Source organism: Streptomyces sp. B21-083 (assembly GCF_036898825.1).
Classification (GTDB): Bacteria; Actinomycetota; Actinomycetes; order Streptomycetales; family Streptomycetaceae; genus Streptomyces.
Window position 1 is genome coordinate 864,050 of the sequence record NZ_JARUND010000001.1, and the last position, 14,594, is coordinate 878,643.

15 protein-coding genes and 1 pseudogene are annotated in these 14,594 nt (G+C 70.4%); 11 read left to right on the forward strand and 5 right to left on the reverse strand.

Annotated elements, in window-relative coordinates; genetic code table 11:
- Positions 1-51 precede the first annotated feature (51 nt).
- Both QA861_RS03865 and QA861_RS03870 read right to left on the reverse strand, forming a co-directional pair.
- The gene (locus QA861_RS03865) at positions 52-1,200 is read right to left on the reverse strand and encodes an ABC transporter substrate-binding protein (RefSeq protein ID WP_334586770.1); all 1,149 of its coding nucleotides are present in this window, start codon (positions 1,198-1,200) and stop codon (positions 52-54) included.
- A gap of 290 nt (positions 1,201-1,490) precedes the next feature.
- On the reverse strand, positions 1,491-2,084 hold the full coding sequence (locus tag QA861_RS03870; RefSeq protein ID WP_334590444.1) for a TetR/AcrR family transcriptional regulator: 594 nt from the start codon (positions 2,082-2,084) through the stop codon (positions 1,491-1,493).
- 172 nt (positions 2,085-2,256) lie between these two features.
- Here QA861_RS03870 and QA861_RS03875 point away from each other — a divergent pair, with 172 nt between their 5' ends.
- The 4 genes from QA861_RS03875 (at position 2,257) to QA861_RS03890 (ending at position 6,192) form a co-directional block, all read left to right on the forward strand.
- Positions 2,257-3,249 (forward strand): SMP-30/gluconolactonase/LRE family protein, encoded by a 993-nt coding sequence (locus tag QA861_RS03875; protein WP_334586771.1) that lies wholly within the window; start codon positions 2,257-2,259, stop codon positions 3,247-3,249.
- A 107-nt stretch (positions 3,250-3,356) separates the two neighbouring features.
- On the forward strand, positions 3,357-4,187 hold the full coding sequence (locus tag QA861_RS03880) for an SDR family NAD(P)-dependent oxidoreductase (protein WP_334586772.1): 831 nt from the start codon (positions 3,357-3,359) through the stop codon (positions 4,185-4,187).
- The gene (locus QA861_RS03885) at positions 4,184-5,416 is read left to right on the forward strand and encodes an amino acid deaminase/aldolase (RefSeq protein WP_443041437.1); all 1,233 of its coding nucleotides are present in this window, start codon (positions 4,184-4,186) and stop codon (positions 5,414-5,416) included. Before QA861_RS03880 ends, QA861_RS03885 begins: the two co-directional genes overlap by 4 nt.
- Positions 5,413-6,192: an SDR family NAD(P)-dependent oxidoreductase gene (locus QA861_RS03890; protein ID WP_334586773.1), complete on the forward strand. Its 780-nt coding sequence runs from the start codon at positions 5,413-5,415 to the stop codon at positions 6,190-6,192. Before QA861_RS03885 ends, QA861_RS03890 begins: the two co-directional genes overlap by 4 nt.
- Positions 6,193-6,201: 9 nt before the next feature.
- On the opposite strand, the gene QA861_RS03895 is transcribed toward QA861_RS03890, so the two are convergent.
- Positions 6,202-7,728 (reverse strand): carboxylesterase/lipase family protein, encoded by a 1,527-nt coding sequence (locus tag QA861_RS03895; RefSeq protein ID WP_334586774.1) that lies wholly within the window; start codon positions 7,726-7,728, stop codon positions 6,202-6,204.
- Between the two features lie 166 nt (positions 7,729-7,894).
- On the opposite strand from QA861_RS03895, the gene QA861_RS03900 reads away from it, so the two are divergent.
- The 3 genes and pseudogenes from QA861_RS03900 to QA861_RS03910 form a co-directional block, all read left to right on the forward strand.
- Positions 7,895-8,860, forward strand: a complete 966-nt coding sequence (locus QA861_RS03900; RefSeq protein ID WP_334586775.1) for a pirin family protein — start codon at positions 7,895-7,897, stop codon at positions 8,858-8,860.
- A 531-nt stretch (positions 8,861-9,391) separates the two neighbouring features.
- The gene (locus QA861_RS03905) at positions 9,392-9,742 is read left to right on the forward strand and encodes a hypothetical protein (RefSeq protein ID WP_334586776.1); all 351 of its coding nucleotides are present in this window, start codon (positions 9,392-9,394) and stop codon (positions 9,740-9,742) included.
- Between the two features lie 698 nt (positions 9,743-10,440).
- Positions 10,441-10,965: pseudogene (locus tag QA861_RS03910) on the forward strand (NmrA family NAD(P)-binding protein); the annotation flags it as partial.
- Between the two features lie 87 nt (positions 10,966-11,052).
- Here QA861_RS03910 and QA861_RS03915 read toward each other — a convergent pair.
- Positions 11,053-12,057: a GlxA family transcriptional regulator gene (locus tag QA861_RS03915; protein WP_334586778.1), complete on the reverse strand. Its 1,005-nt coding sequence runs from the start codon at positions 12,055-12,057 to the stop codon at positions 11,053-11,055.
- Positions 12,058-12,184: 127 nt separating this feature from the next.
- Between QA861_RS03915 and QA861_RS03920 the strand changes: the two genes are divergently transcribed.
- From QA861_RS03920 to QA861_RS03930, 3 genes are all read left to right on the forward strand, one after another.
- Positions 12,185-13,150, forward strand: coding sequence for an NADP-dependent oxidoreductase (locus QA861_RS03920; RefSeq protein ID WP_334586779.1), 966 nt, complete (start codon positions 12,185-12,187; stop codon positions 13,148-13,150).
- Positions 13,151-13,174: 24 nt separating this feature from the next.
- The gene (locus tag QA861_RS03925) at positions 13,175-13,381 is read left to right on the forward strand and encodes a hypothetical protein (RefSeq protein ID WP_334586780.1); all 207 of its coding nucleotides are present in this window, start codon (positions 13,175-13,177) and stop codon (positions 13,379-13,381) included.
- Positions 13,382-13,460: 79 nt separating this feature from the next.
- Positions 13,461-13,907: a GlcG/HbpS family heme-binding protein gene (locus tag QA861_RS03930; RefSeq protein WP_334586781.1), complete on the forward strand. Its 447-nt coding sequence runs from the start codon at positions 13,461-13,463 to the stop codon at positions 13,905-13,907.
- Between the two features lie 153 nt (positions 13,908-14,060).
- On the opposite strand, the gene QA861_RS03935 is transcribed toward QA861_RS03930, so the two are convergent.
- Complete coding sequence (locus QA861_RS03935; protein WP_334586782.1) at positions 14,061-14,267, reverse strand: hypothetical protein; 207 nt, start codon at positions 14,265-14,267, stop codon at positions 14,061-14,063.
- Positions 14,268-14,357: 90 nt separating this feature from the next.
- Here QA861_RS03935 and QA861_RS03940 point away from each other — a divergent pair, with 90 nt between their 5' ends.
- Positions 14,358-14,507: a hypothetical protein gene (locus QA861_RS03940; RefSeq protein WP_334586783.1), complete on the forward strand. Its 150-nt coding sequence runs from the start codon at positions 14,358-14,360 to the stop codon at positions 14,505-14,507.
- The last annotated feature ends 87 nt before the right edge of the window (positions 14,508-14,594 follow it).

Genomic DNA, 14,594 nt, shown 5'->3' on the forward strand with positions numbered 1-14,594 from the left:
CACCGTGAAGAACCGGTGGAGCCAGCCGAAGAAACCGCCCTTCGGGCGGAACTACGCACCGGGGTGCAGGCCCAGCGATCCCGGGGTCGGATCCCCCTTCACCTCACCGAAGTACAGGGCGAAGGTCTGCTTCCAGCGCTCGATCCCCGCGCGGTCGGCCATGAAGCGGGGGAAGCCGTCGAGGTTGGCGTTCGGATACTTCCAGATGGGCTGGAGGCCACCCGCGGGGGTGATGTCCGTCCGTACCGACCAGCCGTTGCGGGAACCCTGCTGCTGCGCGGTGGAGAGCTGCCAGTTGAGGTAGAGCTTGGCGGCCGTGGTGTTCCGGCCCTGCTTGAGGATCGCGGCCCGCTGACCCCACGACATGAACGGGTGCCCCTCGGCGACGGCCCACCGGGAGGGTGCCGTGGCCGTCGCCAGGAGGGAGCCCGAGCCGCCGACGCCGAGGGCCTTCTGCCCGCTGGAGACGGCCAGCCCCGGAGTGTGGCTGCCGCGGGCGAACCGGACGTCCTGGGCGGCGAACCTGGCGGCCCAGTCCCAGCCGTAGTGGTCCACGTACAGCTTGAAGAGGTAGAGAACGGCGTCGTCGTCGTGCGGGTAGGACGACGCGATCTGTCCCTTCCACTTCGGGTCGATCAGGTCGAGCGGGGACTTCGGGGCGTCGGCGCCGACCGCGGCGACGTTGTACGAGTAACTGAAGGCGAGCACCGCGATCGCGGTCCAGGCGCCCTGCGGGTCCTTGAGGGCGTCGTACACCTTGGAGAAGCCCGCCGGCCTGTAGTGCAGCAGGCGGCCCTGCTCCTTCCAGCGGGTGAAGTCCTGGAGGGTCTGGAGCTGTACGACGTCCGGGACGAGGGTGTCGGTCGCGAACTGGTTGTCGACGCGGACGTCGTGGTACTTGCTGTAGTCCACGACGACCTTGAGGTCGATCTCCGGGAACCGGGCCGCGAAGCCCGTGCGGATGCCGTTGCCCTGGCTGTCGACGTCGCCGCCCGAGTAGATGACGAGCTTGCCGCCTTCGGCCAGCGCGGCCTGGTACAGCTCGTCGAGCGTCCGGGTCTCCTCGCCGCGCGTGGTCGAACGTGACCCGGCGGACGAGGCCGCGGCGGCGGGGGTCCCGGTGGCACCGAGCGCGCCGACGCCCAGGGCCGCTCCGGCTCCGGTGGCGAGTACACGACGCCGACTGAGAAAACTGGACACGTGGAAGCCTCTCGATGGGGGGAGTCGAGCTGGGATTCGAGCCTGACGCGAGCGAGAGGGTCTTCGCGTCGGCTGAACGGAGCGTGGTGGGGGCTGAGGGATGAACCTCCGTTCAACCCTTCGGTTGAACGGAGGTGACAAGGGTGACGAGGGCGACGGGGGTGGCTGGGCGTGACCGGCACGGCCGGGCGAGCCCCGCATGGCCGGACGTTGGCGGGCGTGGCCCGCGTGACGGCGCAAGGCCCGCGTGACCGGAAGTCAAGCGGCTCCTGACTCCGGCGGCTCGCGGCTCAGGCGGCTCGTGGCCGGGCGTGCAGGAGAAGGTGATCGGCGAGCAGCTCCAGCGCGGCCTGGCTGTCCGCGGTGTTGCGGTCGACTAGCCAGGCCATGTTGAGGCCGTCGATCATCGACTGGACGTACCGCGCGAGCACCGGCACCGGTTCGGTCCACTCGATTCCGGCGTTGTCGGCGGCGAGTTCGAGCAGACCGGCGAAGGCGCGCAGGAAGATCTCGTACTGCTTCCTGGCGACGTCCTCGAAGCCGGGATTGCGCAGCGCGTACTGGGTGAGCTCGTAACTGATCTGGTGCTCGCCGGGGTTGGCCTCGAAGCCCTTCCAGAAGGCGTGCAGGCTGTCGAGAACGCTGTCACGGATGTCCTTGTGCGGGGCGAACAGGCCTCGGACCTCGGCGACGTACCGCTCGGTGAGGGTCTCGGTGACGAGTTCGAGCAGCTGCGCCCGGGACTCGAAGCAGTAGTGGAAGGCCCCGAGGGTCATGTCCGCCTCGGTGACCACCGCGCGGGTGGTGGCCTTGGCCACGCCGTCGCGTGCCATCACGCGGATCGCCGCCTCAAGGAGCTCCGCTCTCCGGTCGCTCGCCGCCATGCGGGGCACGCGTTCTCCTCTCCGCACCGGTCTCACCTGTGGGTTCGCCCGTCAGGATAGCCAACCCACCCAGAAGAAGTAAGTCACTCGTCCAGGACGCTTGACTTACTTCTCTGGTCTGGGCCACCGTAGCGGGAAACGGACGGGTACGAGCAGCCTCAGGAGGCTAGGGGTGCGACCGAGGGCCACAGTCGTTCTGGACGGATTCGGCGTCCTGGAGTCGCTGCGCTGGCACGACGACGCTCTGTGGTTCTGCGATCTCGCCCACGGGACGGTGCACCGCTGGGACACCCGGGGCGAGCCGGAGACGGTGGCGGAGGTCCCCGGCCGGGCGGGCGGCCTGGGCTGGCTGCCCGACGGGCGGATGCTGGTCGTCTCCATGGACGGGCACCGTGTGTACCGGCGGGAGCCGGACGGTTCCCTGGTCGTGCACGCCGACCTCAAGGGCGTCGCCGGGGGTCCCGCCAACGACATGTTCGTCGACCGGCTGGGCCGCGCCTACGTGGGCAACTTCGGCTTCGACTACCACGGGTTCGTCCGCCGGCAGCCCAACTCGATGCTCTACGCCCCACCGGGACCGCCCAGGACCTCCCTCGCCTGCTTCTCCCCCGAGGGCGAACTCCTCGGCCTGAGCGAGCCGTTGACGTTCCCGAACGGCCTGTTCCTCCTCGACGACGATCAGCGTCCCGGCGAGGGGCCCGTCCTGCTGGTCGCCGAGACCCTGGCCATGCGTCTCACCGCCCTGCCCGTGCTTCCCGACGGGCGCCTCGGCCCACCCCGGCCCTGGGCTCCGCTGATCCCCTCCGCCCTGTGGACGTCCCTCAACCATCCGGGGCTGCTGGGCCGCGTCACCCGGCGCGTCTCCGCCCTTCTCGACCGGCCGGCGATCGCCGCCCGCTCCGCCAGTCCCATCGCCCCGGACGGCATAGCTCCGGGGCGGGACGGTACGGCGTGGGTCGCCAACGCGCTGCGCGGCGAGTGCGTCCGGGTGGGACCCGGCGGCGTGATCCTGGAGCGGGTCGCCACCAGTCGGCAGACCCTGAGCTGTGTGGTCGGCGGACCCGACGGCAACACCCTGTACGCGGCCACCACACCGACCGACGACCCGGTGCGCGCGGCCCGGCTGAACGGGTCGCGACTGGAGTCGTACGTCCTGCCGTCATAACCGCGACCATCATCAACTCGGCCTATTTTCCCGGGAGTTCACATGCACGGACATCGAACGGACGGTGCGCGTCCCCCGCGCGTCGACGCTCAGGGCGGGGGTCCGCGGTGAGCGTCGTCCTGATCACCGGTGCCGCGAGCGGTATCGGTGCGGCGACCGCGCGCGAGGCGGTGCGCCGGGGCCACCGGGTGGCCCTCGCCGACATCGACCTGGCCGGAGCGACCCGGATCGCCGGTCAACTGGGCGACGTCGCCCGCGCGTTCGAGCTGGACATCCGCGACGAGGCGGCGTGGGAGGCGACTTTCGACGCGGTCGCGGAGCAACTCGGCCCGGTCGACGTGCTCGTCAACAACGCCGGGATCATCCACACCGGCTACGCCCGCCAGTTGCCGCCGGCCAAGCACCGGCACATGGTGGAGGTGAACCTGCTCGGCCCGATCACCGGCACGCTGGCCGCCCTGGCCCGGATGCGCGCCCAGGGCCACGGGCACATCGTCACCGTGTGCAGCATGACATCGTTTTTGCCGCTGCCCGGCTACACCACCTACGGCGCGACCAAGCACGGGCTGCGCGCCTTCCACCACAGTGTGGCCATCGAGGAACGCGACGGACCCGTCACCTTCAGCATCGTCCATCCGCCCGGCACCCGCACCCCCATGCTGGAGCAGGAGATGGCCGATCCCAGCGCGGTGATCACCTTCGCCGAGAAACCGCTCTCCCCCGAGAAGGTCGCCTCGGTGATCGTCGACGCCATCGTGCGGAAGCCGGTAGAAATCGTCCACCCCGCCATCGGCGGACGCGTACAGCGGGTCGCCGGTGTGTTCCCCCGGCTGATGCGCTTCGTGATCCCCAAGGTGGCAGCCATGGCCAAGCGCCGCAGCACGGGCCTCGTCCCGGCGCCGACCGCGGTACCCGAGCAAGGAGACACCCACCGATGACCATCGACACCACCACTCCCAGAACCGGTTCGGATCCGATGTCCCAGAGCCATTTCGAGGGACTGAGGGCGGCGACCGCCGGCCTCGAACCGCCCTTCGGCGTCATCGACCTGGACGCCTTCGACGCCAACGCCCGTGACCTGGAACGCCGTGCGGGCGGCAAGCCGATCCGGCTGGCCAGCAAGTCGCTGCGCTCCCGCGCCCTCATCAGGCGAGCCCTGGACCGCCCCGGATTCGACGGCATCCTCGGCTTCACCCTGCCCGAAGCCCTGTGGCTGGCCGAGGAGTTCGACGACGTCCTCGTCGGCTACCCGACCGCCGACCGCACGGCGCTTCGCCGGCTGGCCGCCGACGAGCGGCTCGCGTCCCGGATCACCCTGATGGTGGACTGCGTCGAGCACCTCGACCTGATCGACGCCGCGAGCGGCCCGCGGACGACCCGTATCCAGGTGTGCCTGGAACTGGACGCGGCCCTGCGCCTCGCGGGCGGCCGTATCCACCTGGGGCCGCGCAGGTCCCCGGTGTACACCCCCGAGGAGGCGGCGGCGTTCGCGCGCGAGATCGCCTCCCGCCCCGGCTTCGAGCTGACCGGCATCATGGGCTACGAGGGCCAGGTCGCCGGCCTCGGTGACAACGTGCCCGGCAACGCGATCAAGCGGGCCGTCGTACGGGCGATGCAGCGGTCCTCCGTCGAGGAGTTGAGCCACCGCCGGGAAGCCGCGGTGGCGGCGGTGCGGGCGGTGACACCGCTGCGGTTCGTCAACGGCGGCGGTACGGGCAGCCTGGAGACCACGACCCGCGAGGACTCGGTCACCGAACTCGCGGCGGGCTCCGGCCTGTACGGTCCGGGCCTGTTCGACTTCTACCGCGCCTTCCGGCCCGTCCCGGCGGCGTACTTCGTGCTGCCCGTCGTACGCCGTCCCTCGTCGTCGGTGGCGACCCTACTCGGTGGTGGTTGGGTGGCGTCCGGGCCGCTCGGCAAGGACCGGCTGCCCACGCTGGCCTGGCCCCCCGGGCTGCGTGTGACCGCCACCGAGTCCTTCGGGGAGGTGCAGACCCCGCTGGTGGGCAGGGCCGCGAGCGTGCTGAACATCGGGGACCGGGTGTGGCTGCGGCACGCCAAGGCCGGTGAGCTGTGCGAACGCATCGGCGACCTGCACCTGGTCAGCGGCGGCGCGGTGGTCGACACCGTGCCCACCTACCGCGGTGAGGGCCGCCACTTCCTGTGACCGCCACCACCACCATCACCGGCCGGACGGTCCTGATCGTCGGGGCCTCCTCCGGAATCGGGGCGGCGGTGGCCCGCCGACTGGCCCCGGCGGGCAACCGCCTCGTCCTGACGGCCCGGCGCGCCCCCGAACTGGCCGCCGTGGCCCAGGAGGTACGGGCCGCGGGCAGCGCCTGCCTCGACCTCGCCGCCGACGCCCTGGACCCGGAGGCGGCGGCCGGGGTGGTGGCGGCCGCCGTCGCGGAGTTCGGCGGCGTCGACATCGCGCTGCTCAACGCCGGTCAGGGGCCGGACATGGCCATGGACCGGGTGAACGTGGCGGACGTGTCCCGGATCATGGCGTTGAACTACGACGTCGTCGTCAACTACCTGGTCCCGCTGATCCGGCAGCTGGGCGACCAGCCGGACGGCGGCCTGATCGCCCACACCAACTCCCTCGCGGGGCTGATGGGCATCCCCCGCCAGGGCCCGTACTCGGCGGCGAAGGCGGCCGTACGCACCCTCCTCGACACGGCACGCGTCGAACTGGCCCCCAGGGGCATCCGGATCACGTCGATCCACCCGGGCTTCGTGGGAACGGACCGGGTCGGCGCGGACGGTCTGCCCAAGCCGTTCCAGGTCAGCCAGGAGCGCGCGGCCCGGTATGTCGTACGCGCTCTGGAGCGGGAACCGGCGCAGGCCTGTTTTCCTTGGCGGACAACGGCGTTGGTCCGCACGCTGCGGGCCCTGCCCACCCCGGTCTCGGACCGGGTGCTGCGGCTGCTGGCCGCGAGGTAGACCGCCGCGTCACTCCGCCGTCAGGGGCAGCACGCCGAACATGTGCCTCTCCCACAGGCGGCGGGAGGCCTCCTCCGGGTAGGCGGCGACGGACGGTTCGGTGTCGAGGAGCTGGACGAGTCGCCGTTCGGTGTCGTACGCGGGCCAGCCCGGGTCGCCCGTCGCCGCGAAGGAGGTCCAGGCGGAGCGGAGGCGGGCGGAGAGCGCCTCGGTCTCGGGCGGCGGCGTGGGTCCGAGGAGCATGCCGCCGAGTCCGCCGGCGCTGTCGCCGAAGTTGCCGAAGTTGCCGAAGGTCAGCGGCACGTCCAGACCGTGACAGGCGCCCAGGGCACCGCCGTTCAGCGGGGCGGACCAGGTCAGCTCGTACATGTGGGCCCGGCCACCTCCGGCCACCTGCGCCTGGGCGAGGTGCAGCGACGGCATGCGGAACAGCCAGTCCGACTGGACGAGTTCGAAGAGGTACTCCGCCGAGGCGTCCGGGAACGCGGCGCGATAGGCCTGTCCGGCGTCGGCCCCGGGGCCGAACATACGCAGGACCGTCGCCGCCATCGCCTCGTCCACCCGGCCGAACAGCCCGGCGAACATGAGGAAGAGGCGGTACTCGTCCCGGGTGTGCCCGACGATCAGGTCCACGTCCCGCGCGGCGCCGCCCGCCAGGGCCTCCCACGGCGCGGTGGGCAGGACATCGCCGTCGACGACGGGCGAGAACGGGGTCGGGGTGAGGGCGACCGCACCCCACCTCGGCACGTACTCACGCATCCGGGCGCTCAGCGCGGCCCCCGCCCCGGGCAGCTTGCGCGGGTCCACGCCGGCCAGGTCGGCGACCGTGGGACGCAGCCCGAGCTCACCGGCCAGCGCGCCGGCGATGTCCCCGGCCAGCGCGTCCGAGAAGTACGTGCCGGGCACACTCTGCGCGATCGCCCGCCGGAACAGTCCTCGCGCCCTCGGCATGACCAGCAGTGCGCCGATGGAGCCGGCGCCCGCCGACTCCCCGAAGACGGTGACCTGGTCGGGGTCGCCGCCGAACGCGGCGACGTTCTCGCGCACCCATTCCAGGGCGGCGACCTGGTCGAGGAGCCCGCGGTTGGCCGGGGCGCCCTCGATGCGGGCGAACCCCTCGATGCCGACCCGGTAGTTGAGGGTGACCACGACGACGTCACCGTCGCGGGAGAGACGGCCGCCGTCGTAGCTCGGGTCGTCGGCGGAGCCCAGCTTGTAGGCGCCGCCGTAGATCCACACCATCACCGGCCGGCGCGCCGCCGGATCCGCGTCCGGTGTCCACACGTTGACGGTCAGCCAGTCGTCCCCGGCGGGCGAGGCGTCGGGCCCCGTCACCTCCTGCGGAGGAGGCGGTCCGAAGGCGAAGGCCTCCCGCACCCCGTCCCAGCGGGCCGCCGGTAGTGGCGCCGCGAACCGCAGCTCCCCCACGGGGGGCTCCGCGAACGGAATACCGCGAAACACCGCGAGGCCGCCCTCCCGGCGCCCTCGGACGGCGCCTGCGGCCGTCCTGACCTCGGGAAACTCTCCTGTACTCATGCATGGCTCCTCGGAGAACACCTGCCCATGGCGGTCCGACCCACGATAGCCGAGGTGAACTACCTTTCACCAAGCGAACGCCACTCGCGGTGGGGAGGTTTGCGGGGAGCGCGCCAAGGGTCCACTCCCGTGCGCACGGACTTGCGGGCGCACTAGGTTGTGCGCCATGAGCAACCTTGACCGCGCGCCCGTACCCAGCGTCTGTGGCGGCCGTGGATTCGTCGTCGCCGAACCCGTGCGCGAACTGCTGAGCCCACGGCACGTCAAGCTCGGGGAGGGCACCGAGGTACGCCGGCTGCTGCCGAACCTCGGGCGGCGCATGATCGGCGCGTGGGCCTTCGTCGACCACTACGGGCCGGACGACATCGCCGACGAGCCCGGTATGCAGGTGCCGCCGCACCCCCACATGGGCCTGCAGACGGTGAGCTGGCTGCACGAGGGCGAGGTGCTGCACCGCGACTCGACCGGCAGCCTCCAGACGATCCGCCCGCGTGAACTGGGTCTCATGACCTCCGGCCGGGCCATCAGTCACTCCGAGGAGAGTCCCAGGTCCCACGCGCGGTTCCTGCACGGGGCGCAGCTGTGGGTCGCCCTGCCGGACGGCCACCGCCACACCGACCCCCACTTCGAACACCACGCCGGTCTGCCCACGGTCACGGCACCCGGCGTGACGGCGACCGTGATCCTGGGCGACCTCGACGGCGCGACCTCGCCCGGCACGACGTACACCCCGATCGTCGGCGCCGACCTGACGCTCACCGCAGACGCCGACGTACGCCTTCCACTGGTGCCCGACTTCGAGTACGGGGTGCTGGCGATGTCCGGGGAGGTGCACGTCGACGGGGTTCCGGTGCTGCCGGGCTCGATGCTCTACCTCGGCTGCGGCCGCACCGAACTCCCGCTGCGCGCCGCCTCCGACGCGAGCGTGATGCTTCTGGGCGGTGAGCCGTTCGAGGAGGAGTTGATCATGTGGTGGAACTTCGTCGGACGGACACAGGAGGAGATCGTGCAGGCCCGCGACGACTGGGCGGAGGGGGCCCGTTTCGGCGAAGTGAAGGGCTACGACGGAGCCCCACTGCGCGCACCGGAGCTCCCGGCGACGCCGCTGAAACCACGCGGAAGGCTGCGCTGACCTGCGGTGATCCGCGCCGACGGTGCCGGTCGTCCGGGAGCGTCTCCCCGCCTGCCCTGCATGCCGATCTCTGGCGGAGCGGACCCTCGGATGCTGCCGCCGCAGGGGTCTGCTCGGCCGGCCGCGAGGAACGTGACCGCGCGGATCAGGTACTGCCGGTCATGACCTGGGGGGCCACCTCGCGGTAGGGCTCGCCCGCCCGCTGGTCGACTGGGCAGTTGTCGTGTCGGTCCTGCTGGTGGTGTCGAGTCTGCTTTTCGCCGCAGGCATCACCTACTCGGTGGCGCCGGCGCCGGGACCACCGTCGGCCGGCGGCCCTGGAGCGGAATCGGCACCTCCCAGAAGAGAACCGGCGTCTGCGGCGGCAACTCGCTCATGCGCTCGGTGACCAGCAGGCATCCGCACACGCAGCCTCGCGACGATCACGTGATTCAGCCGACTTCACGTGTTCCCCCAGAGGGTTTCGGCCTTCTGGTGCGTCGGATTTCGTGCATCCGGAACCTGGGTGGCCGACTGATCGTCCTCTTGGACATGCCTAGCGTTCTCGTCATTGGAATCGACCCGCGTGCAGTGCCCGGCATGGACGGAGACAGCATCCGAGCAGCCCTCGATCATGAACTGACCCGATTTGGCGAACACGCCATCGAGGCGTCCATGACGCTGATCGGGCTGGACGAGTCGGCGGAGTCGACGATAGTCGCAGCACTGTCCGAGCATGAATGGAACGTCGTCGTCATCGGGGGTGGGATCCGCAAACCGGAGCCGCTGTTGCCGCTCTTTGAGCAGGTCGTGAATCTGGTTCGGCGTCATGCGCCGAAGGCCGCGATCGCGTTCAACACGAACGGTGGCGACAGCGTCGAAGCAGCCAGGCGGTGGCTGTGAGGCAGGCCCCGAACCCAGTACACCGCGTCGCTCTTCAGTGACGATCGGACCGTCCTGACCGGGCCTCGAAGGTGTTACGCGGCCAGGTCGAGGACAGTGTCCTTGGCCTGGCCGCCCAGGTCACCGCCCCGCTCGATCGACGAGCTTGAGAAAACGGCCGGCGCGGCGAGCACGGTGAACACGATCCCGGCGGGGTCGTGCGAGCCCTTGAGTTTCTCCGGTGAGGAACTGCGGGCCGACGTCTCTCGCCTTCAACTCCTCGGCGAGCATGACGAGTTCGATGCATGCCGTGGCCGAGTCGTTTGTGTTCGTGGACGACGACTCCGCGCATAGCGGTCACCCAGTGCTGCGCGTATCGGGCCGCCGCCGAACGCGACTGCCGGCGCACCCCGTCTGACGCGACACGGATGACGGGCCTCCTGTAGCGCCGCGACACGTCCTCGTTCAACGAGCCTCTCCGCGTGGAGAGTTGCGCGGTAGTCGCCCAATGACCAGGGCCATGCGGAGACCGCGACTCCGCGCCGGTCCACGGTCAAGATCCGGCACTCGGGCACTTGCAGCCTTGAAACCGATCGGTGTACCGAATTGGAAACCGATCGGTTTCCATAGTCGTCAAGTCAATGCTGGGATAAGCCTCCAACCACGCAGCGCTCAGCGCGCACTGATCGCGTTCGCGCTCGACCCCGGAGTCAAGAACTATGTCCACTCATGCCACCTCCACCATCTTCGTCATAGGCGGCACAGGGGCCCAAGGAATCCCCGTCGTTCGCGCTCTCGTCGCCGACAAGAAATACTCCGTGCGGGTCCTCACCCGGGATGCCACCTCCGCCCGGGCCCAGGAACTCCTCGCGCTCGGCAACGTCTCCATCCTCGAAGGGTCCTTCGCCAACGAGGACGTACTGCGCGAAGGATTTCGCGGCTGCGACGGGGCATTCATCAATATCGACGGGTTCAACACCGGCGAAAAGACCGAGACCTACTGGGCCATCCGCAGCTACGAGATAGCGATCGAAGAAGGAATCAAGTTCTTCGTCTACGGAAACCTCGACTACGCCCTCAAGAAGTCGGGCTACGACTCCAGGTTCCGCACCGGCCACTACGACGGCAAGGGTCGCATGGCCGAATGGGTACTCTTCCAGAACGAGAAGAACAGCGACCGGATGGGAGCCGCGGTCTTCACGTCAGGCCCCTACATCGAGATGGTGATCTCGCCACTCACGCCCATGACGCCCAGCATCGAGGACGGTGTCGTCACGTGGCGAGTTCCGCTCGGCGAGGATGGAAGGCCCCGCAGGTCCGCAACGCGCTGATCACGCAGACCGCTCACATCCCGGCCCAGACGCCGTCATAGGCTCCGGTGCGTTGTGGGCGTGACGGTAGGCCAGTGGTGACAGGCCGAGGTGCGTGTGGAAGTGCTTGCGCAGGGCGACGGGGTCGCCGAAGCCGGAGGCAGTGGCGATCCGTGCGACGGTCAGGCCGGTGGATTCCAGCAGCAGGCGCGCGTGCGCCAGCCGTCGTTGTGCCAGCCACTTCAGCGGGCTGCTGCCCACCTCGCTGCGGAAGCGCCGAGTGAAGGTGCGCACGCTCATGTGCGCGTGCCGGGCCATGTCCTCCAGTGTGATCGGCTCTGCCAGCCGGTCCAGCGCCCACTGGCGGGTCGCCGAGGTGGAGCGGTCGGTGTCCTGCGGTACCGGGTGCTCGATGAACTGCGCCTGGCCGCCCTCGCGCCATGGCGCCACCACGCAGCGCCGCGCGGCGGCCGAGGCCACCGCCGCTCCGTGGTCCAGACGGACCAGGTGCAGGCACAGGTCGATGCCGGCGGCTCCGCCGGCGGACGTCAGGATGCGTCCGTTGTCGACGAACAGCACGTCCGGATCGACCTCGATGTCGGGGAACAGCCGCGCCAGTTCGTCGCACAGCGTCCAGTGTGTGGTGGCCCGGCCGCCGTCCAGCAGACCGGCCGCCGCGAGCAGGAAGGCCGAGGTGCACAGGCTGACGATGCGGGTCCGCGGCCCGATCCGGTCCAGCGCCGCGGCGAGTTCCCCGGGAAGCGCGCCGGTCGCGAGCAGGTCCTCGCCGGGCTCCTGCGTGGCGAGGACGACGGTGTCCGCGCTCTCCAGCACCGACTCGTCGTGGTCGACGACGATCCGGTAGTCCTCGTGCGTGCGCACCGGCCGGCCGCCGAGGGAGAAGGTGACGACGGAGTACAGAGGAGTCCCGTCCGGCTTACGGGCCTCGTTGAACACCCGGGCCGGGATGCCCAGATCCAGCGGAAGGACTCCGTCGAGGGCGAGAACAGCGACACGATGCGACATGGCTGGAATGGTACGACAGGTGGCCCTCCGGCCACTCACCCGCCTTGGTAAGCACACGCCACTCTTCCTTCAGCGGGGACGCGGTCCCCGCCGAAGGAAGAGCAAGACAGACAAGAGCGAGGACATCATGAGCGAGAACACCATGCGGGCAGTCACCATCAGCGAGTTCGGCGGAGCGGAGGTGCTGACCGTCGAGGAGGTCGCGCGCCCCGAGCCGCTGCCGACCGAGGTGCTGGTGCGGGTGCACGCCGCCGGGATCAACCCGGTGGACTGGAAGACCCGCGAGGGTCAGGGAATGGCGGGGCTGCAGACGCTCCCGCTGATCCTCGGCTGGGACGTCTCCGGCGTCGTCGAGAAGGTCGGCTTCGGCGTCACCACCCTGAAGGTCGGCGACGAGGTGTACGGCATGCCGTGGTTCCCGCGCGCCGCCGGCGGCTACGCCGAGTACGTGAGCGCACCGGCCCGCCAGTGGGCCCGCAAGCCGGCCACCCTCGACCACGCGCACGCGGCCGCCGTGCCGCTGGCGGCGCTGACCGCCTGGCAGACCGTGGTCGACACCGCCCACGTCCAGGCCGGCCAGCGCGTCCTGATCACGGCCGCCGCCGGCGGAGTGGGCCACTTCGCGGTCCAGTTCGCCCGGCACCTGGGCGCCCACGTGATCGCCACCGCCAGCGCCGCCCGCCACCCCTGGCTCAAGGAACTCGGCGCCGACGAGACCATCGACTACACCACCACGCGCTTCGAGGACGTCGTCAAGGACGTCGACGTCGTCATCGACCTGGTGGGCGACGCCCACGACAACACGAGCACCCGCTCGCTGAAGGTCCTGCGCCCGGGCGGCCTGCTGGTCGCCGTACCGTCCGGTGTCTCCCCGGACCTGGCCCAGGCCGCCGAGGCGGCCGGCGTGCGCCTCACTGCGTACCTGGTCGAGCCGGACGGTCCTGCGCTGACCACGATCGCAGGCCTGATCGACGCCGGTGAGGTCGCCGTCGAGGTGGAGGAGACCTTCCCGCTGGAGCAGGTCGGCACGGCCCAGGCCCACGTCCAGGCCGGCCGCACTCGCGGCAAGGTCGTCCTCACCGTGACCGACTGACCATCCCTCCAGGCCTCGCTGGGCATGGACGTAACCGCCTCCTTCGTCGACGCCGAGGACGAGGACGGCTACGTGTGGATTCGCCGGTTCGAGGACGAGGCCCTGTACGCGGCCGTGTACGAGCACGACCGCTGGAAGAACGAGATCGGTCCGGTCGTCTACGGCCTGCTGATCCCCGAGAAGTCCGTCGTCACCCGTCTGGTCCCCACCCCGGCCTCACCCCTGCGATAACCCGGCTCACGGCCTCTTCATCCGCCACAGCACACCACCGCACAGCGACAGCGACAGCGACAGCGACAAAGGAACCATCATGAGCACCGAGACACTCCAGAAGTCGGCCCCCGCTTCGTCCATCACCCAGGCCGCCGCCGGCGCACTCATCGCGGCGGTACACGCCGCGGCTGCCCGGATCGGCTTCACGGCGTCCATCGCCGTCACCGACCAGGGCGGACATCTGAAGGCATTCGACCGCGCCGACGACGCGCCCTTTCTCACCGCCGAGGTGGCCCTCGACAAGGCCTGGACCGCGGCCTCCTTCCGAATCCCCACCCACACGTGGAACGACTTGCTCGCCAACCCGCAGATCGCGCCGCTGGGCGGCCATCCTCGTGTGATGGCCGTCGGCGGCGGCTACCCGATCATCGAGAACGGCCAGTACGTCGGAGGGCTGGGGATATCCGGTGGCACCTACGACCAGGACCAGCAGGCCGCCGAGGAGGCCCTCGCCGCCCTCGGGTTCGAGCTGCCCGGTCTCTGACCGGCCACGGAGGGTCGGCCCGTGGCTGACGGACGCCAGGCCAAGCCATAGACCGACATGTGCGCCGTCACTGATGGCTGCAGCCATTGCCCTGATCAGCCGGCCCCCCGGCAGCCTGCGTCCTGACGTCACGCGGCCGCCGACCGCGGTGGCTCAGCGGGTGGAGAGGGACGCCGGGCGCCCCGCGTCCGTACGCCCGCCCGCCGCGCCGAGGGCGAGCAGGGCGCCCCGGGTGGTGGTGACGGCCGCACAGTTGTGGGCGGCGTAGGTGATGAGACCCGTGAGAGTGTCTACGCCGTCACCAGCCTCGATGCCCACCGGGCCGGGCCCTCCGACCTGGCCGCCGCGATTCGCGGACACTGGGGCGCGGAAAACTCCTCCCACCACATCAGGGATGTCACCTTCGCCGAGGACGCCTCCACCGTCCACGCCGGGACCGCACCCCGGGCCATGGCAACCCTCCGCAACCTCGCCATCGGCGCGCTGAAAACCCTCGGAGCCGACAACATCGCCAAGACCACCCGGGCGATCCGCGACGAGCCCCAACGAGCACTCCCCATCCTGGGCATCACCAACGATCCGGACACCTACGGAACTTGATCAAGCCCTGCCCGCCGACTGCACCGCTGGGCATTGTTTGACGCCGCGCTTTGGTGGCTTCGTCGCCGGAAGGCGGGTGTGCACGCA

Excerpts from the sequence above, each read along its gene's own strand:
- QA861_RS03920 (WP_334586779.1), top strand. The coding sequence starts at position 12,185 with ATGAGCGAGAACACCATGCGGGCAGTCACCATCAGCGAGTTCGGCGGA.
- QA861_RS03905 (WP_334586776.1), top strand. The coding sequence starts at position 9,392 with ATGCCTAGCGTTCTCGTCATTGGAATCGACCCGCGTGCAGTGCCCGGC.
- QA861_RS03895 (WP_334586774.1), bottom strand. The coding sequence starts at position 7,728 with ATGAGTACAGGAGAGTTTCCCGAGGTCAGGACGGCCGCAGGCGCCGTC.
- QA861_RS03925 (WP_334586780.1), top strand. The coding sequence starts at position 13,175 with ATGGACGTAACCGCCTCCTTCGTCGACGCCGAGGACGAGGACGGCTAC.
- QA861_RS03930 (WP_334586781.1), top strand. The coding sequence starts at position 13,461 with ATGAGCACCGAGACACTCCAGAAGTCGGCCCCCGCTTCGTCCATCACC.
- QA861_RS03900 (WP_334586775.1), top strand. The coding sequence starts at position 7,895 with ATGAGCAACCTTGACCGCGCGCCCGTACCCAGCGTCTGTGGCGGCCGT.
- QA861_RS03915 (WP_334586778.1), bottom strand. The coding sequence starts at position 12,057 with ATGTCGCATCGTGTCGCTGTTCTCGCCCTCGACGGAGTCCTTCCGCTG.
- QA861_RS03870 (WP_334590444.1), bottom strand. The coding sequence starts at position 2,084 with ATGGCGGCGAGCGACCGGAGAGCGGAGCTCCTTGAGGCGGCGATCCGC.
- QA861_RS03885 (WP_443041437.1), top strand. The coding sequence starts at position 4,184 with ATGACCATCGACACCACCACTCCCAGAACCGGTTCGGATCCGATGTCC.
- QA861_RS03940 (WP_334586783.1), top strand. The coding sequence starts at position 14,358 with ATGGCAACCCTCCGCAACCTCGCCATCGGCGCGCTGAAAACCCTCGGA.